The sequence below is a fragment of the Paraburkholderia tuberum STM678 genome, assembly GCF_902833905.1.
Taxonomy (GTDB): Bacteria; Pseudomonadota; Gammaproteobacteria; order Burkholderiales; family Burkholderiaceae; genus Paraburkholderia; species Paraburkholderia tuberum.
The window spans coordinates 14,788-39,755 of record NZ_CADFGP010000027.1 but is presented as its reverse complement, the minus strand read 5'-3'; the positions used below and the strand labels follow the sequence as shown (position 1 = coordinate 39,755).

The window sequence follows — 24,968 nt, the reverse complement described above, 5'->3', positions numbered from 1 at the left end:
GTCGCATTGCCGTCCAGGCTCGTTAGCAGATTCGAATGGTGAAGACATGTCTGAAAGTCCGATTGATCCTCACACGCATCATCACGCGCACTGCCTGCCGTTCAGCGCGCAGTTGATCGGCGCGAGCGGCCCGCGACCGCGCACGCGGTTCCGTTTTTGGGCACCGTCGTGCAACAGCGTGCAGGTGGTCGTCGAAAACGGCCCCGCGCAAGGCGCGCACGACATGGCTCCGACCGGCAACGGCTGGTTCGAGACCACCGTCGAGAGCGGCGCGGGCACGCTGTATCGGTTCCAGCTCGACGACGGGCAGGCGGTGCCCGATCCGGCCTCGCGGTTCCAGCCGCGGGACGTGCACGGCCCGAGCGAGGTCATCGATCCGCGCGCCTACCATTGGGAACACACCGAATGGCACGGCCGGCCCTGGGAAGAAACGGTGCTGTACGAATTGCACGTCGGTGCGATGGGCGGGTATGCGGGCGTGCAAAAGCGCCTGCCCGAGCTCGCCGCGCTCGGCGTCACCGCCATCGAACTGATGCCGTTGAACGACTTTCCCGGTCGTCGCAACTGGGGTTACGACGGCGTGTTGCCGTACGCGCCCGACTCCGCATACGGCCGCCCCGAAGAACTGAAGGCGCTGATCGACGCCGCGCATGGTGTGGGCCTGATGGTGTTTCTCGACGTCGTCTACAACCACTTCGGACCGGACGGCAACTATCTGCATACGTACGCGGAGCCGTTTTTCCGCGCAGGCGTGAACACGCCGTGGGGCCCCGCGATCGACTTCGAGCGCAGCGAAGTCAGCGACTTCTTCACCGACAACGCCGTCTACTGGATCAACGAGTACCGCTTCGACGGACTGCGCTTCGATGCGGTGCATGCGATCGACAATCCCGGGTGGCTGCGCGAGCTGTCGGACCATATCCGCGCGCGCGTGCAGCAGGGCCGTCACGTGCATCTGGTGGTCGAAAACGAGCACAACAGCGCGAGCCTGCTCGACGCGCATTTCGACGCGCAATGGAACGACGACGCGCACAACACGCTGCACGTGCTGCTGACCGGCGAAACCGAAGGCTATTACCACGCGTATGCCAACGAGCCGATTCGCCGGCTCGCGCGAGTGCTGGCCGAAGGCTTCGCGTATCAGGGCGAGCCGTCGCCGCTGCACGATGGTGCGCCGCGTGGCGAAGCGAGCGCGCATCTGCCGCCGACGTCGTTCGTGATGTTTTTGCAGAACCACGATCAGATCGGCAACCGTGCGTTCGGCGAACGTCTGCGCAAGCTGACCTCGGATGACGCGCTGCGCGCCGCGACCGCGTTGCTGTTGCTGTCGCCGCAAATTCCGCTGCTGTTCATGGACGAGGAGCACGGTTCGACGCAACCGTTCCTGTTTTTCACCGATTACACCGGCGATCTCGCCGACGCCGTGCGCGAAGGGCGACGCCGTGAATTCGCGCGCTTTGCCGCGTTCAGCGATGAGAAACGCCGCGCGCAGATTCCCGATCCGAACGATGCCCAGACCTTCGCCGCCTCGTCGCCACCCGCGCCCGATGTAAAGCCGACGCCGGATCGGCTCGACTGGATGCATTACTACAAGTCCGCGCTCGCGGTGCGCGCGAAGCTGATCACGCCGCGCCTGAAACATACGAAGGCGTGCGGCGCGACCGTGCTGCGCGATGCCGGTGGCGGCGACGCGAACGCGCTGATCGCGCGCTGGAATCTCGGCGATGGTGAGACGCTGTCGATCGCGCTGAATCTGTCGCAGCAGAACGTCGCGTTCGACGCCATCCCCGACGGCAAGATCATTTTCGAAACACCGCCGCGCGCGCGCGAACAGGCCGACGCGCGGGTGTTGCCCGCGCATGCGTGCATCGCTTGGCTGACCGGCGACATCAACGAATTCGCGAGCCGCCACGATGCGCGCATCGCATCGCACGAGGAGCAGCGCGCGTGACGACCCGACGCCCCAACGACAGGCTCGCCGCGCTCGCCACCCGCGCAGGCTTCGAGGTGGAGTGGCAGGACGCGCACCATCATACGCAGCACGTGCCGGAGAAGACTCTTGGCACGCTGCTCGAACGCATGGGTCTGCCGTGCGGCAACGTCACGGATATCCGCCACAGCGCCGCTGCTCTGGAGGCCGAACTATCGGGCCGCCGGCTGCCGCCGCTGATGACCGCGGTGATCGGGCGTGGCATCGCGCTGCCCGCGGCCGCGGTCAGGTCGGGCAGCCATTACCGGATCGAGCTGGAGAGCGGCTCGATCATCGACGGCCGCTTCACCGCGCCGAAAGGCGAGGAAGCGCTGCTCGCGCCGATCGACGAAACCGGCTATCACACGCTCGTGATCAACGACCAGCGCATGACGCTCGCGGTCGCGCCGCCGCGCTGCTACACCGTCGCCGACGCGTGGCGCACGCTGCACGGCGGCGGCGGAGAAGGCGAACGCGAAGCCGCGCCGCCCGCGCCGCCACTGTGGGGCATCGCCGCGCAACTGTATGGCTTGCGCCGCACCGGCGACGGCGGCATCGGCGATTACACGGCGCTCGCGCAGCTTGCGCGGCACGGCGCGCAGCGCGGCGCGCACGCGCTCGCCGTCAGTCCGACCCACGCGATGTTCAGCGCGCAGCCCGAGCGCTTCAGCCCGTACGCGCCGTCGTCGCGTTTATGGCTCAACGTCACGCATATCGATCCGGCCGCGGTGTTCGGCGCGGATGCGTCCGCGTCCGCATCGGCGCAGGCCGGCAACGCGTGGTCCAAATATGAAGAGCTGCCGCTGATCGATTGGCCGCACGCGACCCCGCTGAAGCTCACGGTTTTGCGCGCGCTGTACGAGCAGTTCAGCGCCAACGAGCGCCCGCAGCACTCGCCGCGAGCGCTCGAATTTCACGGCTTCTGCGAACGCGCGGGGCGCGGGCTCGAAGATCATGCGCGCTTCGAAGCGCTGCAGGCCGCGCAGCTCGCGCAAGGCGGCGACGGCCATTGGCGCAACTGGCCCGATGCGTTGCGCGACCCACGCAGCCCCGAAGTCGAGGCGTTCGCCGCCGCGCATCGCGACGAGGTCGACTTTCATCTGTTCCTGCAGTGGCTGGCATCGCGCGGGCTGTTGCACGCTCAGCACACCGCGCGCGAAGCCGGCATGGCGGTCGGCCTGATCGCCGATCTCGCGGTTGGTTGCGACAGCGCCGGCAGTCATGCATGGTCCTATCCCGACGACATGCTGCAGGGCGTGTCGGTCGGCGCGCCGCCCGATCTCTTCAACCAGGCCGGCCAGTCGTGGGGACTCACGACCTTTTCGCCGCGCGCGATGCGCACACAAGGCTTCGCCGCGTTCATCGACATGCTGCGCGCGGCGTTCGCGCATGCCGGCGGCATCCGCATCGATCACATCCTCGGCTTGCGGCGTCTGTGGCTCGTGCCCGAAGGCGAAAGCGCGCGCAATGGCGCGTATCTGCGCTATCCGCTCGAAGACCTGCTGCGGCTGATCGCGCTCGAATCGTGGCGGCATCGCTCGATCGTGATCGGCGAGGACCTCGGCACCGTGCCGTCCGGGTTTCGGGAGCGGCTCGACGAGCATGGCATCGAGGGGATTCGCGTGCTGTGGTTCGAAGGCGCCCCCGACGGCAACGGCTTCAAGGCGCCGGCCGATTGGGACCGCTACGCGGTCGGCACGACGACCACGCACGATCTGCCGACCGTCGCCGGCTGGTGGCGCGGCAGCGACATCATGTGGCGCAACCGCATCGGCCAGACGATGGCGCGCGCCGACGGGCGCGATCCCGAGGAAGCGGCGCTCGAAGAGCGCGCGCAGCAGCGCGCCGACTTGTGGCGCGCGTTCCAGCAAGCGGGCGTGGCCGCGCCCGAGGTCGCGCCGCCGGACGCCGACAACGCGCCGGTCGACGAAGCGCTCGCATTCGTCGCCGCGACACCGGGGCCGCTCGTCACGTTTCCGCTCGAAGACCTGCTCGCGCTCGACGAGCAGCCGAACCTGCCGGGCTCGATCGACGAACATCCGAACTGGCGCCGCCGCATGACGCTGCCCGTCGACGCGATGTTCGACGACCCCGTGTTCACCGACCGCCTGCTGGCCGTCGACGGCGCGCGCCGCGCCGCCGCGCGTTCATCCAACACTTCCGCGGAGCCTGACACGCCATGACCGTTCCACGCTCCACACTGCGCCTCCAGTTCCATCGAGGCTTCACGTTCGACGACGCCGCGCGGCACATCGACTACTTCGCCGCGCTCGGCATCAGCCACCTGTACGCGTCGCCGATCACGACGGCCGAGCCCGGCTCGATGCACGGCTACGACACCGTCGACTACACCCAGGTCAGTGCCGAATACGGCGGCGAGGCGGGCCTGAAGCACCTCGTCGACAAGCTGCGCGCGCACGACATGGGGCTCATCGTCGACATGGTGCCGAATCATATGGGCGTCGGCGGGTCGAGCAACGCGTGGTGGCTCGACATCCTCGAATGGGGCCGCCACAGCGCGTATGCGCGTCATTTCGACGTCGACTGGCATTCGCCCGATCCCGCACTGCGCGGCAAGGTGCTGCTGCCGACGCTCGGCGCGTCGTACGGCGAAGAACTGGCGGCGGGCCGCATCGGGCTGCATTTCGCGGCCGACAGCGGACGCTTTCATATCGGCTACGGTCCGCACGTGTTCCCGATCTGCCCGGTCGATTACGCGGCGATCCTGCAAGGCGCCGACCGCGCCGATCTGAGCGCGCTCGCGAATCGCTTTCAGGGGCTCACCACGCAGCCCGCCGACCAACCACGCGCCGCCGAGGCGCGCGACGCGCTGCGCGAGTTCGTCGCGCGCGAAGGCGAGTCGGCGATCGAGTTCGTGCTGGAGACTTACGCGCCTGAGGATCCGGTCACGCGCGACCGGCTGCATCGGCTGCTCGAGCGGCAGCATTTCCGGCTCGCGTGGTGGCGCACCGCCTCCGACGAAGTGAACTGGCGGCGCTTCTTCGACATCTCGACGCTCGCCGGCGTGCGCGTCGAGCGGCCCGAGGTGTTCGAGGCGGTGCACGCGCTGATCTTTCGCCTCTATCGCGAAGGGCTCGTCGACGGCTTGCGGATCGATCACATCGACGGGCTCGCCGAGCCGCGCGAATACTGCCAGCGTTTGCGCCAGCGGCTCAGCGAGTTGCGCGACACCGCGCCGTATGTGGTGGTGGAGAAGATTCTCGGCCGTGGCGAGCCGTTGCGCGACGACTGGCCCGTCGACGGCACGACGGGCTACGACTTCATGAACGACGTCGGCGCGCTGCTGCACGATCCGGCCGGCGCGGACCCGCTCGCCGGTACGTGGGCCGAGCTCACCGGCCGCAGCGCGCGCTTCGCCGATGAAGCGCACGCGGCGCGGCGCAAGATTCTCGGGGAAAACTTCTCGGCGGAACTGGACCGCGCGGCGCGCGCGCTGCATCGGATCGCACGCGATTCGCTGAGCACGCGCGACTTCACGTACCCGGCGCTGCGCCGCGTGCTCACCGAACTGGTCGTGCATTTCCCCGTGTACCGCATGTATCCGCTGGGCGGACTGCGCAGCGCCGCCGACAACGTCTATTTCGAGGAGGCGCTCGCGGGCGCGCGCGCTTCGCTGCCGCGCTCGGACCATGCGGCGCTCGAGCGCGTGAATGCGTGGCTCGGCGGCAGCGCCGAAGAGGCGCCGCCCGCGCGGCCCGGCGCGCAGTCGCAGCAGCAGGCGCAAGGCGGCGGAGCGTCGCCGCATGCGGGCTCGTCCCGGCGCAGCGCGCAAACGCTGTTTTCGCAGCTGACCGCGCCGCTCGCCGCCAAGGCGATCGAGGACACCGCGTGCTATCGCTACGGCCGTCTGCTGTCGCGCAACGAAGTCGGCTCGGACCCGGGCGAGTTCGCGCTGTCGGTGGAGCAGTTTCATGCGGGCAATCTCGAGCGCGCGCAACGTTTTCCTCATGCGATGCTTGCGACCGCCACGCACGATCACAAGCGCGGTGAAGATGTGCGCGCGCGGCTCGCGGTGCTCAGCGAGATCGCCGACGAATGGGGCGCGACGTTGCGTGCATGGTCGACGTTGAACGCGCCGCAGCGTCGAGCGCTCGACGGCACGCCGATCAACAGCGTGAGCCAGGACAAGAGCGACGCATGGGCTCCCGGCCCCGCCGCCGAGGCGATGCTGTATCAAACGCTGGTGGGCTGCTGGCCGCCGCCGCTGCGCGCCGACGACGAAGCCGGCGTCAAGGAGCTGGCCAAGCGCGTCGCGCAATGGCAGTTGAAGGCGCTGCGCGAGGCGAAGCTGCAAACCAGCTGGCTTGCGCCCGACGAAGCCTACGAAGCCGGCTGCCGCGAATTCCTGTTCGGCATTCTTGCGCCGCAGCGGCGCGACGCCTTTCTGAAGGAGCTGTCGGCGTTCGTCGAGCGCATTGGTCGCGCGGGCGCGCTCAACAGCCTGCAGCAGACGGTGTTGCGCGTCGCGTCGCCTGGGATCCCTGATCTTTATCAAGGCACCGAGCTGTGGGACTTCAGCCTCGTCGATCCGGACAATCGGCGGCCCGTCGATTTCGCGAAACGCGAGGCGTGGCTGCCGCAGACGCAAACGCCGCCGTCGGAATTTCTGGCGGACTGGCGCGACGGGCGCGTAAAGCTCGCGGTGATCCAGCGCGTGCTGGCGTTGCGCGCGCATCTGCCGGAGCTACTGAGTCAGGGCGCGTATCTGCCGCTCACGGTGCGCGGCGCGCATGCGTCGAGTGTGATCGCGTTCGCGCGGCGGCATGGCAATGCGTGGGCCGTGGTGATTGCCAGTCGTTTGGCCGCGCGACTGCTTGGCGATGATGCTGGTCTGCCGCTCGTCGAGCCGGCGCAATGGGCGGATACGGCCATCGAAATGCCGCCCGATCTGTCGGCGCGTGCGCTGTTCGATTGGCTGAGCCCCGCCGCGCCGAAAGTCGACGATCACGGGCTGCTATATCTGCGCGACGCGCTCGCCGCGATGCCGGTCGCGGTGTTGGTTGAGGATGGGGTGCCTCGAAGCTGAGGCGGCTAAAAAGGGTTGAGGCTTCGGCTTGGCTCGACCCTCAACCGCCCTCGTCGTCGAACAGCTTCGGATACACGCGCACGAGCACGATGCGCGGTCCCTTCATCTTCTTGACCACGACGTCGAAGTCTTCGAACTCGACGCGCTGCCCTTCGCTCGGCAGATCGTTGAGCGCCTGGATCACGAGCCCGCCCACCGATTCGGCCTTGCCTTCATCGATGTCGATACCCAGAGCACGTTCGAGCGACACCACCGGCAAGCTGCCCTTGCCCATCAGCGTGCCGTCGTCCATGCGGGTCCAGTCGGCGTCGCCCTGGCGGAATTCATCGTGGATCTGCCCGACCAGCGCGCCGAGCAGGTTGTCGAGCGTCAGGAAGCCGATCGGTTTCGCGTTCTTGTGGCCGACCAGCGCGAAGTGCGGCGCGCCCTTGCGAAAGCGCCGGAACAGTTCGAGCGCCGGCATGTCCGGCTTCACGTACTGCACGGGGCGGACGTAGCGCGACAGGTCGTCGAGCGTGCTGCCCGCCTGGCGCGCGAGCAGCAGGTCCTTCAGATGGATCATGCCGGCCACGCGTTCGCCGGATGCATCCTCGAACAGCGGATAGCGGCTGAAGCGGTGCCGCGCGACCACCTGCATGTTGTCGCGCAACGGCAGATCGCGCCGCAGGCACACCATTTCATGCGACGGCCGCATCAGGTCCGATACGGTCATTCGCGAGAAGTCGAGCGAGTGCGCGATCGTGTTCCATTCGTCCTGGCTGTACGCGCCGGTCGACGCACCGAGTTCGCTCGCGACGTTCGCGCGGCGGCCGCGCAGGATCAGCTTGAGTTCCTCGGTCGAGTAACGCGAGTCGTGACCCTGGTCGGTATCGAGCCCCGCGGCCTTCAGCACCGCGTTCGCGCTCGTGTTGAGCAGCCAGATGGCCGGGTACATGGCCCAGTAGAAACCGTACAGCGGCGTCGCGGTCCACAGCGAAATTTTCTCCGCCTCGCGAATCGCGAGCGACTTCGGCGCGAGTTCGCCGACCACGATATGCAGGAACGAAATACACGAAAACGCGAAGAACAGTGAAATGCCATGCATCAGCTTCTCGGACTCGACGCCGATCACGGTGAAAAGCGGCATCAGCAGTTGCGCGAACGCCGGTTCGCCGATCCAGCCGAGGCCGAGCGACGCGAGCGTGATGCCGAGCTGACACGCCGACAGATACGCGTCGAGCTGTCCGTGCACCTTCGCGAGCAGACGCCCGCGCATGCCATGCTGGGTGGCAAGGCTTTGCACACGGGTCTGCCGCAGTTTGACCAGACCGAATTCGGCGGCGACGAAAAAGCCGTTGAGTGCAACCAGAAACATTGCACCGATAAGAGCGACAACCTGGATCAAAGCGACGGGCTCCGGCAACAAAAGTTGTCAGTATAGGGGCTGAAAGCTCGATGAATTCTTGATTGTGCGCCAACGCATTCGCGCGCGACGCTCATTTCGGCCCCGCCGCGCTGAATGGCACGCGCAGCACGAGCGTGGCGGGGGTCGCGGTGACGCCGTCCGCTTCCGTCGTATCGCTTTGCTCGAAGCTTCCGCCGTGCGCCTCCGCGACGCGTTTGCACAACGCGAACACCCACGCGATGCGCTTCGCCTCGTGCGGTTCGCCCGCCTGCTTGCGCGCGAACGCTTCGAGCACATGCGGCAGCGCGGCGTCGTTCAACGCGGCCTCGTTCGGCTCGTACGTGACGCTCGCATGCCATGTGCCGTTGTCCGCGCGCGCGGCCAGTGCGACCTCGGTGCCCCGCGCGCTCGCTTCGACGGCGAACGTCAGCATCAGCCACACCGCGGCGGCGAGCCGAGCGCGGTCTCCGTTCAGTTGCTCGGTGGCGATCTGCGAGTCGAGCCGCACTTCGACGCCGCGCGCGCGGGCGAGGCCGGCGCGGACTTCCTCGACGGTTTCGTCGAGCAGCGGATGCAGCGGAAAGGGTTCATACGTGAGCGCGAGCGATTTCGTTTCGGCGCGCGTCGCATCGACGATCGTCTCGAGCAGCTTCACCTGCTGATCGACGCCGCTGCGAATGCCGGTGATCGCGCGCTGCGAATTGGGATCGTTCGCGTCGAGCTTGCGCTCGAGCACGTACGCCCAGCTATGAATCGCATTCAACGGACCGCGCAGGTCGTGCGACACCTGCGACAGCACGTGATCGCGCATGAACAACGCGGTTTCCGCGCGCAGCAGCGCGCTGCGTTCGGTGATGACGAAGCCGGCCGACGCCGGCTGGGCGCCAGCAGTCCCGTTGGGTGACGTAGTCACGATCGAGTCCTCTCAGGCAATGCTGGATGATGGGGGGAAGCCTCATTATAGGCATCCCGTTCGGACCGGCCAGTCGAGGCCGAATCGCGACGCGGGACGCAATCCGCATGCCATGCGCGGAACCGGACCAGACTCGGCGATCGACGTCAACGCGCCTACAATGTCGGTTTTACGTTTTGATCTGAGGAGCAACGCATGTCGACTGTGACGACCGAATCCGGCCTGAAGTACGAAGATCTCGTGGAAGGTACCGGCGCCGAAGCCGTGGCCGGCAAGACCGTGACCGTGCATTACACGGGCTGGCTGACCGACGGCCAGAAGTTCGATTCGAGCAAGGACCGCAATGACCCGTTCGCGTTCGTGCTGGACGGCGGCATGGTCATCAAGGGTTGGGACGAAGGCGTGCAAGGCATGAAGGTCGGCGGCAAGCGCAAGCTGACCATTCCGCCGCAACTCGGCTACGGCGTGCGCGGCGCGGGCGGGGTGATTCCGCCGAACGCGACGCTCGTGTTCGAAGTCGAACTGCTCGAAGTCTGAGCCACGCCTGAGTATTGTCGTGAGCCACGCCGCCGTCACCGCCCCCAACGTTTCGCTGCGCTGCTATGGCGCGATCGAAGCGTCGGACGTGCACGACTTCCACCAGGTCGTGCTGGGGCTCGACGGCGCAATGGTGATGGCGGTTGACGGCGTCGCCGAGCAGATCGACGCCGGCTCCGCATGGCTGATCCCGGCCGGCGCGCGGCACGATTATGCGGGTGTCGGCACCAACCGGCAGCTCGTGCTCGATTTGCCTGCGGCGTCGCTGGCGGTGCCCGAGCGGTTGTTCGAGCGCGCGCGCGCCGTGGCCGTTGATCCGTCGCTCGCACAGCTCGTGCACGCGATTGCCGCGCATGCTGCGGGCGGCGTGGGCGAAGCGCAAGGTAATGCCTTCGGTCACCGTCGCTTTCATTGGGATGCTGCGGCACGCCTGGGCGCCGCGCTTGTCGCCGATTCCGGGGCACTAGCCGGTGTGCAGAGCGAAGGCGTTCGCCTCGATTTCGCGCGCATCGACCGCTGGCTGCGCGCGCATCTGTCCGAGCCGCTGAAGATCGCGGACCTCGCCGCGCACTGCGGTTTCGGCATGCGGCGTTTTCATCAACTGTTTATCGATGCGTTCGGCGAGACGCCGCATCGCTATTTGCAGCGGCTGCGGCTCGACACGTCGATCACGCTGCTTGCGGACGCGCGTCTTTCGTTGACCGATATCGCGCTCGAGATCGGTTTCGGCGATCAGAGCGCTTACACGCACGCGTTCACGCGGCGTTTCGGGCTGGCGCCCGGGCAGTGGCGCGCGTTGCGGCACTGAGCGCGGCGGAGGTGGCGCGGAGGGCTTTGAGACCATTTGAAGCCCTGTATGCCGCGCACAGGTTTTGCCCTGCCTGTCAGCTTTCGAGCCCACATTGTCGTACGCATCTGCTCGGGCGTGTCGCCCTTCAATTCGAACGATACGATCGCGCCGCCCAACTTCTGCTGACGCATCGCGAGCGCGTGCTGAGGATGCGATTCGAGCCCCGGATAGAACACGCGATTGACGGCCGGATGCGAGTCGAGCCAGCGCGCGATTTCGAGCGCATTCGCCGACTGCTTCTCGACGCGTAGCAGCAACGTTTCCATGCCTTTCAACAGTACCCACGCGTTGAACGCGGACAGCGTCGGCCCGGCGCTGCGTACGAACGGAAACACCTTTTCCATGATGATTTTCTTCGAACCGACCAGCGCGCCGCCGAGCACAGGGCCCTGGCCGTCGAGGAACCTGGTCGCAGAATGCATGACGACGTCCGCGCCGTGCAACGCCGGGCTGCAGAAGCAGCTATCGACGACGAACAGCGCATTCGCGTAATGCCGAACTTGCTGAAGATCTGCGAGAACATGCCGAGCGTCGAGCCGAACAGCGCCCGCGAGCTGACGAGGTGATCGCCCGCCTGCAACGTCGACATCACGACCGACATGATCGCGGCCATGCCCGAAGCCGTCGCGATGCAGGCCTCGCCGCCTTCGAGCGCGGCCAGACGGTCCTGGAACATCGACACGGTCGGGTTCGAGAAGCGCGAGTACGTGAAATAGTCCTCGGAGTTCCTGAAGCGTTCGGCGGCGTCCGCGGCGCTCGCGAACACGAAGCTCGAGGTCAGGAAGACCGCTTCCGAGTGCTCGTTGAAATCGCTGCGCACGGTGCCCGAGCGAACGGCCAGCGTGTCGAAGTCAAAGTCGTGGAAGTCGTCCATGTGGGTTCTGGTCTCCAGGTTTCCGTGGCTGCTTCCGTGGCTAAATGAGGCAGCAACAAAAAAGCCCGCTTTTGCGTCGGCATAAGCGGGCTTCATGTACGGGGAGGCTGGAGCCAGGGCGGACGACTGTCGCGTTCCGCCCTTCGCTTTAGCTGTTTCGGGTTGCCCCGCGTCCGCAAGCTGAGATCAAATCGACGCAAGCCAACATGTTAATGCGCTCGGGGCGCGGTGTGTACGCTCAACCCACCGACAGTTGCAGATGCAGCTGCGAACGCGCCGGGCCGCCACCGTCGATCGCTTCGCTCGCGGCATCGCGATCCGATTGCGACGACGGCGCGAGACGCGCGCTTTCGATGCGGTCGAGGTATTCGGTCGTGATGTCGCCGGTCACGTAGTTGCCGTCGAAGCACGAAGCCTCGAACTCCTTCAGCGCCGGGTTGATATCGCGCACCGCCTGCTTCAGCGCATCGACGTCCTGATACACGAGGTGGTCCGCGCCGATCATGCGCGCAACTTCCTCGTCCGAGCGGCCGTGCGCGACCAGTTCGCCACGCGTCGGCATATCGATGCCGTAGACGTTCGGGAATTTCACCGGCGGCGCAGCCGACGCGAAAATCACCTTGTTCGCGCCCGCATCGCGCGCCATCTGCACGATTTCATGCGACGTCGTGCCGCGCACGATCGAGTCGTCGACGATCAGCACGTTCTTGCCCTTGAACTCGATGTTCATCGCGTTCAGCTTCTGGCGCACCGACTTCTTGCGCACCGCCTGCCCCGGCATGATGAAGGTACGGCCTACATAGCGGTTCTTGAAGAAGCCCTCGCGATACTCGACGCCGAGCTTCTTCGCGACCTGCATCGCTGCCGGGCGCGACGAATCGGGAATCGGCATCACCACGTCGATTGCGACGTCGGGCAGCTCGCGCCTGATCTTCTCGGCGAGGTAGTCGCCCATGCGCAGACGCACGTTGTAGACCGGCACGCCGTCGAGCACCGAATCCGGACGCGCCAGATACACGAGTTCGAAGATGCAGGGGTTCAGGCTGGTGGTCGTCGCGCATTGCTGCGAATGCAGCTGGCCTTCGGCGTCGATGAAAATCGCCTCGCCCGGCTGCACGTCGCGCACGAATTCGAAACCGACACCTTCGATCGCCACCGATTCCGACGCCAGCATCCACTCGACGCCGTCAGCCGTTTCCCGTTTGCCGAGGCACAGCGGACGGATGCCGAACGGGTCGCGGAGACCAAGCAGGCCGTAGCCAGCGATCAACGCGACGATCGCATACGAGCCGCGCACCCGCCGATGCACGCCCGACACCGCCTTGAACAGCGCGGCCGGATCGAGCTGCAGACCCGAGCTCGACAGTTGCAGCTCGTGCGCGAGCACGTTGAGCAGCACTTCGGTATCGGAATTGGTGTTCACGTGGCGGCGATCGATGCGGAACATCTCATCTTTCAGTTGCTGCCAGTTGGTAAGGTTGCCGTTATGCGCGAGGATGATGCCGAACGGCGCGTTCACGTAGAACGGCTGCGCTTCTTCTTCGCTCGACGCCGAACCGGCGGTCGGGTAACGGACCTGGCCGATGCCCGTCGTGCCCGGCAGGCTGCGCATGTTGCGCGTGCGGAACACGTCGCGCACCATGCCGTTGGCCTTGTGCATGTGGAAATTGCTGCCGTTCGCCGTCGCGATGCCGGCGGCGTCCTGACCGCGATGCTGCAGAAGCAGCAGGCTGTCATAGATCAGCTGGTTGACCGGGGAATGGGAAACTACGCCTACGATGCCGCACATGGCATGTCCTTCAAAGGTACGAAATTCGTGATAGCGACCGGTGCCTGCGACCGCGCCCGCGCTTTCATGCGACGGCACGCGCTACGACGTCAAGGCAGCCGGTATGCGCCGGAGTCCTGTTGCGCATTGCTCGGGGCGCCCGAATCGTCCACATGGACGTAAGCGGCGAGCGCCTCGGGGAGCAGCGGTTTCATTGCGCGTACGCCCGCAACCGCATACGGACGAAGCAGCGCGTTGCGCCAGAATTCCTCTTTGGGCAGTTCGGTCAAGCCTGCGAGGGCGACCAGAATCAGCACCAGAACGACCCCACGCACGAGGCCGAACATCAAACCGAGCGAGCGGTCCGCACCACCCAGTCCCGTGACCTGCACGAGGCGGCTGAGCAGCGCGCTCACCACGCTCGTGACCAGCACTACGCCGATCACCACGAGCGAAAAAGCCAGCAGCCACTGCGTCAACGCGCCGCCTGGCCAGGTAGACGGGATATACGGGACCACGTAGCCCACGAACTCGCAAGCGATGAAAAACGCCGCGACCCAGCCGATCAAACCAAACACTTCCGACAGCAAACCGCGCCAGGCGCCTCGCAGCGCCGACAAACCGATCACCGCCATTACAGCGTAGTCGAAGGCAGTGAACATCGCTCGCTTACTGTGCTCTGCCGCCGTTCGAGCCCGACACGAGGCCCGCCTCGCGGACCTTCGCGACAGCGGCGGTGGCCGCGGCGCGGTCGGCGAACGGGCCTGCACGCAGCAATGTCAGCGTCGAGCCGTCGGCTTGCTTCCTATGTTCCGTATATGTGGGCACGCCTGCCGCTTTCAACTTCGCGGCCCAATTGCGCGCGTTCGCTTCGTTCGAGAAGGCGCCGAGCTGCACCGCGAAACGGTTGCCCGGCGGCGAAGCCGGCGTGCCGGAGTTCGCGTCGGCGCTGGCGGTGGCCGTGTTCGCTTCGTCGTCGGTCGACGCCGACGGTGTGGTGGCGGGTGCCTTCGTCTGTTTGGCGGGGACAGCAGGCGCGGTGTTGGCTGCGAGCGATTGCGTTTGCGGCTTCGCGGTGGGCTTCGGCGTCGCGGCGGTAACAGCGCCAGTTGCGGCGGAGGGGGTCGCGCCTTGTTTCGCTGCGGTCGATTGCGTCGATTGCGTCGATTTGGCGGCGAAGACCGAGGCTGCCGCCGTGGTCGCCGCGCTCGTTGCCGGCGCGAGGCCGGACGCAGCCACGCCCGTGTCGGCGGCCGGCGGATTGTCCAGCGCGACGCCGGCCTGCACGTCTTCGTTGGCGGTGGATCTGGCGAGCTTCGGCGCGGGCCGGTTCGGAATGTCGATCGAGATGTCGTCGGTGACGGGCTTGGGGTGCGAGTCCAACACCATCGGCAGGATGATCACCGCCGCGACAACCAGTGCGATTGCGCCGACGAGCCGGCGGCGCGCGCGCTGCTTTTCCGGCAGCGTGGGGTCGAGCAGCATTGCATCTGCATCGACGGTGCGCTCGGTGCGGCGGGTGCGCCGCTCGACGCGTTCACCCCGGGTGGCCCGATTGGAACTGGTGTTTGCGCCGCGCCGGCTGGGCGCGTCGTCTTTCTTGCCGAACGAGAAAATTCCCATGAATCGCTTGGTTCGAGCCTGGTGCCCGCTCAGTGTTGCTGCGATTTCCGGTAGGCCATCACACCCGCTACCGTATAGAAACTGCCGAAAACCACGATTCTATCATTCTCTGACGCACGTTTTAGCGCGTCCTGGAAAGCCTGCGCCGGCGTCGCGTAACGCATGACGCTGCTGTCGGCGCCGTCTTCCACGCCCAGCTCGCGCAACACGGTTTCCAGCTCTTGCGCGGACGCGGCGCGCGGGGTCGGCAGATCGGTCACGCACCAGTGATCGATCTCGCCTTTCAGATGACTTAGCACGCCGGCGATGTCCTTGTCGCGCATCGCGCCGAACACCGCATACGTGTACGGGAAAAAGCCCATGTTGCCGAGGTTCTGCCCGAGCACCGCGGCGGCATGCGGATTGTGGCCGACGTCGAGCACGATGGACGGCTTGCCCGGCAGTACCTGGAAACGGCCCGGAAGATCCACGTTGGCGATGCCGAGCCGGATGTCCTGCGCGGACACCGGCAGACGGTCGCGCAAAGCTTCGAGCCCGGCCAGCGCCGCCGACGTGTTGATCAGCTGATTCGCGCCGCGCAGCGATGGATACGCGAGCGCCGAGCGCCGCAGCGTCGGGCCGACATAGCTCCACTGCTGTCGCTCGCTGCCGGCTTGGCCTTCGTAACGGAAATCGCGGCCGAACAACCACAATTGCGCCCCGATCTTTTCCGCGTGATCGATCAACGATTGCGGCGGCACCGGGTCCGCGCAAATCGCGGGCTTGCCGGGACGGAAGATACCGGCTTTTTCGAACGCGATTTTTTCGCGCGTGTCGCCGAGATAGTCGGTGTGGTCAATATCGATGCTCGTGATGATCGCGCAGTCGGTATCGAGGATATTGACCGCGTCGAGACGGCCACCGAGGCCAACTTCGAAAATCACCGCGTCGAGGCCGCGCGACGCGAACAGGCTCATGATCGCTAGCGTCGTGAATTCGAAGTAGGTCAGCGTGACCGGTTTGGCGAGGCTCTGGCGCGCGGCCTCGACGGCTTCGAAGTGCGGCAGCAGATCTGCGTCGCTTGCCATTGCCCCGTTGATGCGCGCGCGCTCGTTGAACGACAGCAGATGCGGCGACGTGTGGCAGCCGACCGTATAGCCCGCGCGCAGCAGGATCGCTTCGAGAATCGCGCAGGTCGAGCCTTTGCCGTTCGTGCCGCCCACCGTGATGATCGGGCACGCAAACGATAGCTGCATCGCATCGCGTACCTGGGAGATGCGGCCCAAACCCATGTCGATGCCGACCGGATGCGCGGATTCAAGGTGCGTGAGCCACGCGTCGAGAGTGGGGAATGTCGTCATCGGGTGAATCTTGAGTGAGTCGCGGTAGTTCGGTTCTGCAGTGCTGCGAAGGGTGCTGGTCAGGCGGTTGCGGTCGAGGGTCGCGGGTCGCCGGTCATGGGCGTAGGCCGTTGCGCGGTTTATGCGCACAAACCCGCGCCTTGAGCCGCGCCAGCTTCGGCTTCGACCGCTGCCGCATCGCAGGCGACGGTAATTATCCTGGAAATGACAGCGCGCCGCTTGATTGCTCACGCGGCGCGCTATTTTTTGATTGCTTCTCTGGCTCCACCGCGTCTTCGACAGCGCGGCGAAAGAGCGGCAAATGCGGTGCTGCCCGGCTTTTACGCGACCGCGTCCGCCGGCTGATGGCTCAACAGCGCCAGCAATTGCGCGATCTCTTCGCGCAGCTTGCGACGATCGACAATCATGTCGATCGCGCCCTTTTGCAGCAGAAACTCGGCGCGTTGGAAGCCTTCCGGCAGTTTCTCGCGCACGGTCTGTTCGATCACGCGCGGACCAGCAAAGCCGATCAGCGCCTTCGGTTCGGCGATCACGACGTCGCCGAGGAATGCGAAACTCGCGGACACGCCGCCCATCGTCGGGTCGGTCAGCACCGAGATGAATGGCAGCCTGGCTTCCGCCAGCTTCGTGAGCATCGCGGTGGTCTTTGCCATCTGCATCAACGACAGCAAGCTTTCCTGCATCCGCGCGCCGCCCGAAGCGGTGAAGCAGATGAACGGCACTTTCTGTTCGAGCGCGTTCTGCGCGCCGCGCGCGAAACGCTCGCCGACCACCGAACCCATCGAGCCGCCCATAAACGAGAACTCGAAGTTCGCCACGACGACCGGCAGCGTGTGAATCGCGCCGCCCATCACGACCATTGCGTCGGTCTCGTCGGTTTCGTCCATCGCCTCTTTAATGCGCTCAGGGTACTTGCGGCTATCTTTGAACTTCAGCGCGTCGACCGGAACGATTTCCTGGCCGATTTCGTAGCGGCCTTCCGGATCGAGCAGGCTGTCGAGCCGCTCACGTGCGCCGATGCGCATGTGATGGTCGCACTTGGGGCAAACATGCAGATTGGCCTCGACGTCGTTGCGATACAGCACGGCTTCGCACGACGGGCACTTGATCCACAGGCCTTCCGGAATTCCCTTGCGGTTTTTCGGGTCGGTTTGTTTGATTTTCGGCGGCAGCAGCTTATCGAGCCAGCTCATAGGGAATCCTTCCGGGTCAGCAGTCGCGCGAACGGCGGGACGAGCCCGCCGCTCACGTTACCGCGACAAAAAATAACTGTTATCGGGCAGTCGCAACGCTATCGAGCGCCTCGCGCACCTCGGCAACGAAACGCGTGAGCGTCTCGGCAGCGGCATCGGGCGCTGCCTGTTCGAGCAATTGAACGATACGGCTGCCGATCACGACGGCATCGGCCACCTCGCCCACCGCACGCGCCGTTTGCGCGTCGCGAATGCCGAAACCGACGCCCACCGGCAGGGGGACGCGCGACTTGATGGCCGGGATTTTACTCGCGATGCTGGAAACGTCCAGATTTGCGGCGCCGGTGACCCCTTTCAGCGACACATAGTAGACGTAACCGCTGGCGATGCGGCCGACTTCGGCGATACGTTCGTCGGTTGAAGTCGGCGCGAGCAAAAAGATCGGATCGATCCCGGCAGATTGCATCTGTTCCGCGAAGTTTGTGCACTCTTCAGGCGGATAGTCGACCACCAGCACGCCATCGACACCGGCTTCCTTCGCGGCTTTCGCGAAGGCCTCGGCGCCCATTCGCTCGATCGGATTCGCATAGCCCATCAGCACGACCGGGGTTTTGTCGTCGGCTTCGCGGAAGCGTTTGACGTCGGCCAGCACATGGCGTAGCGACACGCCCTTCGCGAGCGCGCGTTCAGACGACTGCTGAATGACAGGACCGTCTGCCATTGGGTCGGAAAACGGCACGCCTAGTTCGATTACATCCGCGCCACCGGCGGCGAGGGCGTGCATGAACTCGACCGTGCGAGCCGGGTCCGGGTCGCCAGCGGTCATGAACGGGATCAAGCCTTTCTTACCATGGGCGGACAGCGCGGCAAACGTGTTCTTGATACGGGACATGGAAGTACTCTCGAATTAGGGCTATTGCGCGCCCATTGCCGCACGCTTTTCAGCGAACTTAGAGGTGCATCTCGCGCTTTTCACTGCACTTCGGTCGGCGGCTGCACTTTTGGCCTGGCTCGGGTCCGACGGGGCGCAGCAGGCGTAGCGGCGGCGCTGACGCGCTCGCGCGCTATCGCACAATAGCTCTCGTTGATCTCATAGCCGACGAATTCGCGCTGATGACGGACGCAAGCGACTGCGGTGGTGCCGCTGCCCATGAATGGGTCGAGCACGCGGCCGCCCTTCGGGCAGCAGGACAGTACCATCCGCTCGACGATTTCCAGAGGTTTCTGGGTTGGGTGCGCAACGCGCTCGGCATGCTGCCGATGCAGACGCGATACCGACCAGACATCCTTCGGATTATAGCCAAGCTCCAACCACTTGCTTCCTTCAAACAACTTTCGCGAACGCGCCTTCTTCGTGACTGCATCGTACGGGATGCGGACGGGATCGAGATCGAAGAAGTAGTCCTTCGACACGGCGAAAAAACCGATGTTGTCATGCACTGACGTGAAGCGGCGCGTGGTGCCGCCCATACTCGGCACGCGCCGGTCCCAGATGATTTCGTTGACCATCGTGAGTTTCGTCTTCAGGAAACTGAAGATTTCCGGCGCGTATTGCCAGGTGCAGAAGATATAGAGCGACCCTGTTGGCTTGAGCTTCGGTACAGCGAGCTCGAGCCAGCCGCGCGTCCAGACGACAAATTCCTCGCCCGTGCGCATGTCCGAGTCGTTGCCATAGTCCTTCCCCAACCCATAAGGCGGATCACAGACGATCAGGTCGATCGACTCATCGGGAATGTTCGCTACATCGGTTAGAAAATCGCGGTTCAATAGCTGAATGCCCGCAGGCACCTGCGCCAGCAGCGGTGCGGATGCCGCGGCCGCCGGGACTTCGGCGGCCGGATTCGTGGATTCAATCGCCGGCTGCGGCTCGTCGAACTCGTCGCGCATCGTCGCGGCTCAGAACTGGATACCCGATCGCTCAGCGACCGTGTGCATGTCCTTGTCGCCGCGGCCCGACAGGTTGACCAGCAGAATCTTGTCTTTCGACAAGGTCGGCGCGAGTTTCGTAGCGTAAGCGAGCGCGTGGCTCGACTCCAGCGCAGGAATAATGCCCTCGATGCGGCAGCAATCGTGGAACGCCTTCAGGGCTTCTTCGTCGGTGATGCCTACGTATTGAGCGCGATTGCTCTCTTTTAGCCACGCGTGCTCGGGGCCGACACCCGGGTAGTCGAGGCCTGCCGACACCGAATGCGTCTCGATGATCTGGCCGTCTTCGTCTTGCAGCAGATACGTGCGGTTACCGTGCAACACGCCGGGACTACCGCCGATTAGCGATGCCGCGTGACGACCCGTTTCGAGGCCGTCGCCGGCCGCTTCGACGCCGATCAACTGCACGGAACTATCGTCGATATACGGGTAAAAGATCCCCATCGCATTGGAACCGCCGCCAACACACGCGATGACGGCGTCCGGCTGGCGGCCAGCGAGTTCTGGCATCTGCACGCGGCATTCGTCGCCGATCACTCGCTGGAAGTCGCGCACCATCATCGGGTACGGATGCGGACCCGCAACCGTGCCGATGATGTAGAACGTGTTTTCGACGTTGGTGACCCAGTCGCGCATCGCTTCGTTCAGCGCGTCCTTCAGCGTGCGCGACCCCGATTCGACCGGCACGACCGTCGCACCGAGCAGTTTCATGCGATAAACGTTCGCGGCCTGGCGGCGCACGTCCTCGGCGCCCATGTAGACCACGCACTCCATACCGAAGCGCGCGCAGATTGTCGCCGTGGCCACGCCGTGCTGACCGGCGCCGGTTTCCGCGATCACGCGCGGCTTGCCCATGCGCTTGGCGAGCAGCGCCTGGCCGATCACGTTGTTGATCTTGTGCGCGCCGGTGTGATTCAGGTCTTCACGCTTCAGATAAAGCTGCGCGCCGCCGAGCAATTCGCTCCAGCGCTGGGCGTGATAAATCGGGGACGGCCGACCCACGAAATACTTCAATTCGCGCTCGTATTCGGCGACGAACTCGGGGTCTTTCTGATATTTCTCGTACGCTTCACGCAACTCGTTGAGTGCGGAAAACAGCGTTTCGGCGACGAACACACCACCAAATTGGCCGAAGTGGCCTCTTTCGTCAGGCAAGTTGTACATGGTGATCACTTTTCTCAGGATGGCTCGCGGCTTTCATCGGAAAGCGCCCGCGAGCCTGAATCATTCAGCGTCCGCAGCGCGCACCGCGCGTACGAACGCCGCCATCCGGGCGTGATCCTTCACGCCCCGGGCGCCCGCTACTTCGATGCCGCTCGAGACATCGACTGCGTACGGGCGCACGCGATGGATCGCATCACTGACGTTTTGCGCGTTCAACCCACCACTCAAAACGGCCCGACGCGCGAGCTCTGCTGGAATAAGTGACCAATCGAAAACCTTCCCACCGCCGCCGTAGCCTTCGACATGGGTGTCGAACAGAAGACCACTGGCTGCTGAATAGTTGAATGCCGATTTTACCAAATCGGCCGCTCGAGTATCCGCCGCAACTCGCAACGCGCGCAACCAAGGCAAACCCGCAACGCCGGCGAGCGCCTCGCACTGCTCAGGCGTCTCGTCGCCGTGGAACTGCAACAGCGTCAGGTTCACGTTGCTCGCGACTTCGTGAACCCATTCCGGCGTCGCGTTGACGAACAGACCGACGACCGACACGAACGGCGGCACCTCGTGCACGAGTTCGACCGCTTGCGCGACGCTCACCGAGCGCGGGCTCGGCGGATAGAACACGAGGCCGATCGCGTCGGCGCCGAGGTCGATCGCGTGTGCAATGTCGACGGGTTTCGACAGTCCGCACAGCTTGATGCGCGTGCGATGTGGCACGCCTTGCAAGGCGGTGGCGTCGGTCTGAATGGCGGGGTTCTCTGCTGCTTTCATGTTTCCGGTTGTTCGGTCCATACGCTGCTCCACGGCACGCTGCCCGTCGCCGGGTCGGGCACGCCGAATTGCTCAGGATAGCCCACTTGCGCGAGGTACAAGCCGTCGGGCATGAAGGTCGGCGCCGCGCAATCGCGGCTACGGCTCGCGAGCACGTCGGCCATCCACGCGGCCGGGCGGCGGCCGCTGCCGATTTCGATCAGACAGCCCATCACGTTGCGCACCATGTGATGCAGGAACGCGTTCGCGCGGAAGCGGAAATGCACGAAGTTACCCTGTCGTTTGACGTCGATCTGGTACAGGTGCTTGAACGGCGTCTTCGACTGGCATTGCGACGAACGAAACGCCGAAAAGTCATGCTCGCCGATCAGGTGCTCGGCGGCCGAGCGCATCGCGTCGACGTCGAGTGGCGTGTGCACCCAGCCGGCGCGCGTCGTGAACATCGGCGAGCGAACCGGACTTACGTACAGCACGTAGTAATAGGTCCGCTCGAATGCCGAAAACCGCGCGTGAAAATCGTCGGGCATCGGCTTGGCCCATTGCACGCCGATCGTCTTCGGCAGAAACGCATTCGGGCCGCGCACCCAGGAGATCTCGAGACGATCGAGGTCGGTGTCGAAATGCACGACCTGACCCAAGCCATGCACACCGCGGTCGGTGCGGCCGGCGACCACCGTCTGCACGGGCGTGCGCATGAATTCGCGCAGCGCCCGTTCGAGCTCGTCCTGTACCGTGTTGCCGTGCGGCTGCGACTGCCATCCAGTGAACGCGGCGCCGTCGTATTGCACGCCTAATGCGATGCGCTTCACGACAGCGGTGCGAGAGTCGAAAGCAACGCGCGGGCTTCGGTGCGCGTGGCCGGATCGTTTGCTTCGATCACTTCGTTGATGAGCGCGCGGGCGCCCGCCAGATCGCCGAGCTCGATGTACTCGGAGGCCAACTCCAGCTTGTTGCGCGCGATGCGGCCGAGATCGGCCGGTGTGAAGGCCGGCAATGGCTGAGCCGGGCTCGGCGGCAACTCGAGGTCGAAGTCGAGCTTCAGCGCGCCGAAGCCGGCCGCGCCGAGGCCCGCGACGGCGCCGTGGCCGGCTGTGCCGGCGGCGATCTGGTCGGCGATGTGCGGGGCGTCGTCGTCCGCGCCATGGACGCCGAAGGCCTGCTGCGCGGTCGTGCCGGGCGATGCGACCGGTTGCGTCGAAAGCGACGTGGAAAGCTCCGCTTCGCCGACGGTGGGCACGTCGATGCGCGGTGGCAGCGGCATGTTGAGGCTGCCGAACGCGTCGACGGCCTCGCGCGGGAACTCGGTCGGCGCGGACGGCGCGCGTTCCGTCGGCACGGGGATGTCGCTGAACGGCTGACCGAACGACGTAGTGGCGCGCGGTTCGATCTGATGTTGCGTGAAATCGATCACCGGGGGTGGAACGTTCAAGGGGGACTGCGGTTCGGCCGTCGCGGTGTGCGACGCTGTCGAGGGCGGTTCCGCGGCGCTTGGGCTCGGGGTTGTCGTCGTGCCTGTCGTTTTCTCTGCGGTCGGACTTTCTGTGGGTTCCTCGTCCCATTGCAGGCGATGCGCGTTCTCGTCCTGCGTCGCGGCGCCAACCGGTTCGAGCGGTCCCAGCGGCAGCGCGTCGGCGCCGAGTTCTGCCGCGGCGGCGAGATTGGCGGCCGTCGCGGCGGAGCGCAACGTCTCGTCATGGGCGGGTGCGACAGCCGGTGGTTCGCTGGACAGTTCGCTTTGGCTGGGTAGCGGGATGCTGGCGAGTGGCGCCGTCGGTGCAGTAGGTTCGGGCGTGCCTGCTTGCTGTGCCGCCTGTTCTTCTGCGGCGCGCTCGGATGCGCTGCGTTCTGCTGCGATGCGTTCCGCTTCCGCATGTTCGGCGGCGACGCGTACTGCTGCTTGTTCGGCTGCTGCTTGTTCGGCTGCTGCTTGTTCGGCTGCTGCTTGTTCGGCTGCTGCTTGTTCGGCTGCTGCTTGTTCGGCTGCTGCGCGTTCCGCCGCGGCGTGTTCTCCGGCCGCTGCTCGCTCTGCTGCGGCTCGCTCCGCTGCCGTCTGTTCGGCTGCTGCACTTTCCGCTGCGGCTTGCTCGGCTGCTGCACGTTCGGCTGCCGCGCTTTCTGCTGTGGCTTGCTCGGCTGCTGCACGTTCCGCAGCCGCACGTTCCGCAGCCGCACGTTCCGCAGCCGCATGCTCTGCTGCTGCGGCCTGCCGTGCAACCTCTTGATCTTGCGCGTCCGATCCTTCCGTGACCGCGGCCTGCCCCGCCGCCGCGCTGCCATTGCGCGAATCGGCCTCACGCGCGGATCTCGCCATTTCCGCATCAGTTGCCTGGGCAGCCCGTGCCGCGGCCTCTTTATCGTGCTTGCGGCGACCCATGCGCAGAGCAGCGAGCAGAACGATCAGTGCCGCGCCTACGGCCGCCGCGATGCTCAAATCGCGCTGAGAGATGCCGCCCTCATTCGACGGCGACGTCGTCACATTCGCGTGCTCCGGCGCCACGGCCACGGTCGCCGCGGAACCTGCCGGTGCCGGCTGCGCAGCGCTCGTCGGCGTTGGGCCTGAAGCGACGGGCGCCCCGCCGATACCGTGCTTCTGCAACTCCATCAGCACGCGGTTTTTCAGCGCCAGCAATTGCTGCAGACTCGACACCTGCGGATGCGGCTGCGAAGCCGCCTGCGCGGTCGCTGCCGACGGCGCTTGTCCGGCGGGCGCGCTCGCCGCCGGTTGAATCGATCCGGCCCATTCCCGCGTGCCACTCGTCGCCACCGGCGCCGAACCGGCCACTGGCGCGGACGAAACCGCACCGCCCGCCGCCACGCCGGTCGATACCGCCGCACTGGCCGCGCCGGAAACCGTGGATGCGGCTGGCGTCGTCGCTTGAGCCGCCGCGCTGGCCGCACTCGCGGCGGCGGCGTTGACCTGCGCGACTGCACTCGCCGTGCTGGCGGCAGCCGCCGCGGCCGGCGCGGCCGGCGCGGCAGTCGGCGCGGAATCGGGCGCAGCCGCCGTGGACTCCGACGCCCCTGCCGCGGCCCCAGTCGACGAAACCGCCAAGGCCCCCGACGCATCGAGCGCCGGCACGATCAACACTGCTCCTACACGCATCCGGCTCGGATCGTGATTCATGAACGCGGCCGGATTCGTGTCGAACAATGCGTGCGTAGCGCGTGCGAGTACCGCCCGGTCATGCGACTGCGTAATAGCGATCGCGACATCGTTCAGCGACTGCCCTGCGTGTACGGTGTACTGAGAGCCCGCAGCGACAGCAACGACAGCGGTAGTGGAACTGACAGCGGAAGCGGCATCCGGCGCGCTCGTGGCACTAGCCGGCGCGGCAAGCGCATTGCCCGCGCCACCGCCGAGCAGCGCAAGGGCGAAAGTGGCACAAGCGGCCATCGCCGCCGGACGGCTGCTGAATCGCACCTTCTCGTGACGAATGGACATAGCCCGAAGAGCGGAGCGTCGAAAGTTCATCGGGACTCCTGGGCGCGTCAGCGCGCAGCCTTTTTTGCGAGTGGAAAGAGACAAGATGATCGGAGCACACAATGAAAAAGCGCCGCGCAAGCGCGACGCTTCTTGAGTTGTCTACGCGTCGTGAGCGCGTAGTTTAC

General features: G+C 65.6%; 18 protein-coding genes and 1 pseudogene. 5 read left to right on the top strand and 14 right to left on the bottom strand.

Translation table 11 applies throughout. The features are described 5' to 3' along the window. Window positions 1-46: 46 nt before the first annotated feature. The 3 genes from treZ to treY are packed head-to-tail and all read left to right on the top strand — an operon-like array spanning window position 47 to window position 7,016. The gene (gene treZ / locus HWY30_RS22930) at window positions 47-1,951 is read left to right on the top strand and encodes a malto-oligosyltrehalose trehalohydrolase (protein ID WP_090808330.1); all 1,905 of its coding nucleotides are present in this window, start codon (window positions 47-49) and stop codon (window positions 1,949-1,951) included. Continuing rightward, window positions 1,948-4,152 carry a 4-alpha-glucanotransferase gene (gene malQ / locus HWY30_RS22925; protein WP_090808328.1) on the top strand — a complete coding sequence of 735 codons (2,205 nt, stop codon included), beginning with the start codon at window positions 1,948-1,950 and terminating at the stop codon, window positions 4,150-4,152. The genes treZ and malQ overlap by 4 nt, the downstream gene beginning before the upstream one ends. Further along, complete coding sequence (gene treY, locus HWY30_RS22920) at window positions 4,149-7,016, top strand: malto-oligosyltrehalose synthase (RefSeq protein WP_090808326.1); 2,868 nt, start codon at window positions 4,149-4,151, stop codon at window positions 7,014-7,016. Before malQ ends, treY begins: the two co-directional genes overlap by 4 nt. 40 nt (window positions 7,017-7,056) lie before the next feature. On the opposite strand, the gene HWY30_RS22915 is transcribed toward treY, so the two are convergent. Both HWY30_RS22915 and HWY30_RS22910 read right to left on the bottom strand, forming a co-directional pair. Next, on the bottom strand, window positions 7,057-8,400 hold the full coding sequence (locus HWY30_RS22915) for a hemolysin family protein (protein WP_090810353.1): 1,344 nt from the start codon (window positions 8,398-8,400) through the stop codon (window positions 7,057-7,059). 91 nt (window positions 8,401-8,491) lie between these two features. Next, complete coding sequence (locus HWY30_RS22910; RefSeq protein WP_090808324.1) at window positions 8,492-9,313, bottom strand: sensor histidine kinase; 822 nt, start codon at window positions 9,311-9,313, stop codon at window positions 8,492-8,494. A gap of 195 nt (window positions 9,314-9,508) precedes the next feature. Here HWY30_RS22910 and HWY30_RS22905 point away from each other — a divergent pair, with 195 nt between their 5' ends. Then, window positions 9,509-9,850, top strand: a complete 342-nt coding sequence (locus HWY30_RS22905) for an FKBP-type peptidyl-prolyl cis-trans isomerase (protein WP_090808322.1) — start codon at window positions 9,509-9,511, stop codon at window positions 9,848-9,850. Between the two features lie 19 nt (window positions 9,851-9,869). After that, window positions 9,870-10,658 carry an AraC family transcriptional regulator gene (locus tag HWY30_RS22900; protein WP_090808320.1) on the top strand — a complete coding sequence of 263 codons (789 nt, stop codon included), beginning with the start codon at window positions 9,870-9,872 and terminating at the stop codon, window positions 10,656-10,658. Here the strand turns inward: HWY30_RS22900 and HWY30_RS22895 are convergent. From HWY30_RS22895 to HWY30_RS22840, 12 genes and pseudogenes are all read right to left on the bottom strand, one after another. Continuing rightward, window positions 10,592-11,574, bottom strand: a pseudogene (locus tag HWY30_RS22895) (PLP-dependent transferase). The gene HWY30_RS22900 and the pseudogene HWY30_RS22895 overlap by 67 nt on opposite strands. A gap of 238 nt (window positions 11,575-11,812) precedes the next feature. Then, window positions 11,813-13,363 (bottom strand): amidophosphoribosyltransferase, encoded by a 1,551-nt coding sequence (purF, locus tag HWY30_RS22890; protein ID WP_090810350.1) that lies wholly within the window; start codon window positions 13,361-13,363, stop codon window positions 11,813-11,815. An 89-nt stretch (window positions 13,364-13,452) separates the two neighbouring features. Continuing rightward, window positions 13,453-14,004: a CvpA family protein gene (locus tag HWY30_RS22885; RefSeq protein ID WP_090808318.1), complete on the bottom strand. Its 552-nt coding sequence runs from the start codon at window positions 14,002-14,004 to the stop codon at window positions 13,453-13,455. 7 nt (window positions 14,005-14,011) lie between these two features. After that, the gene (locus tag HWY30_RS22880; protein WP_090808315.1) at window positions 14,012-14,965 is read right to left on the bottom strand and encodes an SPOR domain-containing protein; all 954 of its coding nucleotides are present in this window, start codon (window positions 14,963-14,965) and stop codon (window positions 14,012-14,014) included. A 29-nt stretch (window positions 14,966-14,994) separates the two neighbouring features. Further along, entirely contained in the window at window positions 14,995-16,305 is a 1,311-nt protein-coding gene (folC, locus tag HWY30_RS22875) for a bifunctional tetrahydrofolate synthase/dihydrofolate synthase (protein ID WP_090808313.1), read from the bottom strand. Window positions 16,306-16,625: 320 nt separating this feature from the next. Then, entirely contained in the window at window positions 16,626-17,498 is an 873-nt protein-coding gene (accD, locus tag HWY30_RS22870) for an acetyl-CoA carboxylase, carboxyltransferase subunit beta (RefSeq protein ID WP_090808311.1), read from the bottom strand. A 79-nt stretch (window positions 17,499-17,577) separates the two neighbouring features. Continuing rightward, complete coding sequence (gene trpA / locus HWY30_RS22865) at window positions 17,578-18,390, bottom strand: tryptophan synthase subunit alpha (protein ID WP_090808309.1); 813 nt, start codon at window positions 18,388-18,390, stop codon at window positions 17,578-17,580. 80 nt (window positions 18,391-18,470) lie between these two features. Further along, window positions 18,471-19,385: a DNA-methyltransferase gene (locus HWY30_RS22860; protein WP_090808307.1), complete on the bottom strand. Its 915-nt coding sequence runs from the start codon at window positions 19,383-19,385 to the stop codon at window positions 18,471-18,473. Window positions 19,386-19,394: 9 nt separating this feature from the next. Further along, window positions 19,395-20,588, bottom strand: a complete 1,194-nt coding sequence (gene trpB, locus HWY30_RS22855) for a tryptophan synthase subunit beta (RefSeq protein WP_090808306.1) — start codon at window positions 20,586-20,588, stop codon at window positions 19,395-19,397. A gap of 60 nt (window positions 20,589-20,648) precedes the next feature. Then, window positions 20,649-21,359, bottom strand: a complete 711-nt coding sequence (locus HWY30_RS22850; RefSeq protein ID WP_090808304.1) for a phosphoribosylanthranilate isomerase — start codon at window positions 21,357-21,359, stop codon at window positions 20,649-20,651. Next, entirely contained in the window at window positions 21,356-22,168 is an 813-nt protein-coding gene (gene truA / locus HWY30_RS22845; RefSeq protein WP_090808302.1) for a tRNA pseudouridine(38-40) synthase TruA, read from the bottom strand. The genes HWY30_RS22850 and truA overlap by 4 nt, the downstream gene beginning before the upstream one ends. Next, window positions 22,165-24,831 carry a FimV C-terminal domain-containing protein gene (locus HWY30_RS22840; protein ID WP_167368736.1) on the bottom strand — a complete coding sequence of 889 codons (2,667 nt, stop codon included), beginning with the start codon at window positions 24,829-24,831 and terminating at the stop codon, window positions 22,165-22,167. The genes truA and HWY30_RS22840 overlap by 4 nt, the downstream gene beginning before the upstream one ends. Between the last annotated feature and the right edge of the window lie 137 nt (window positions 24,832-24,968).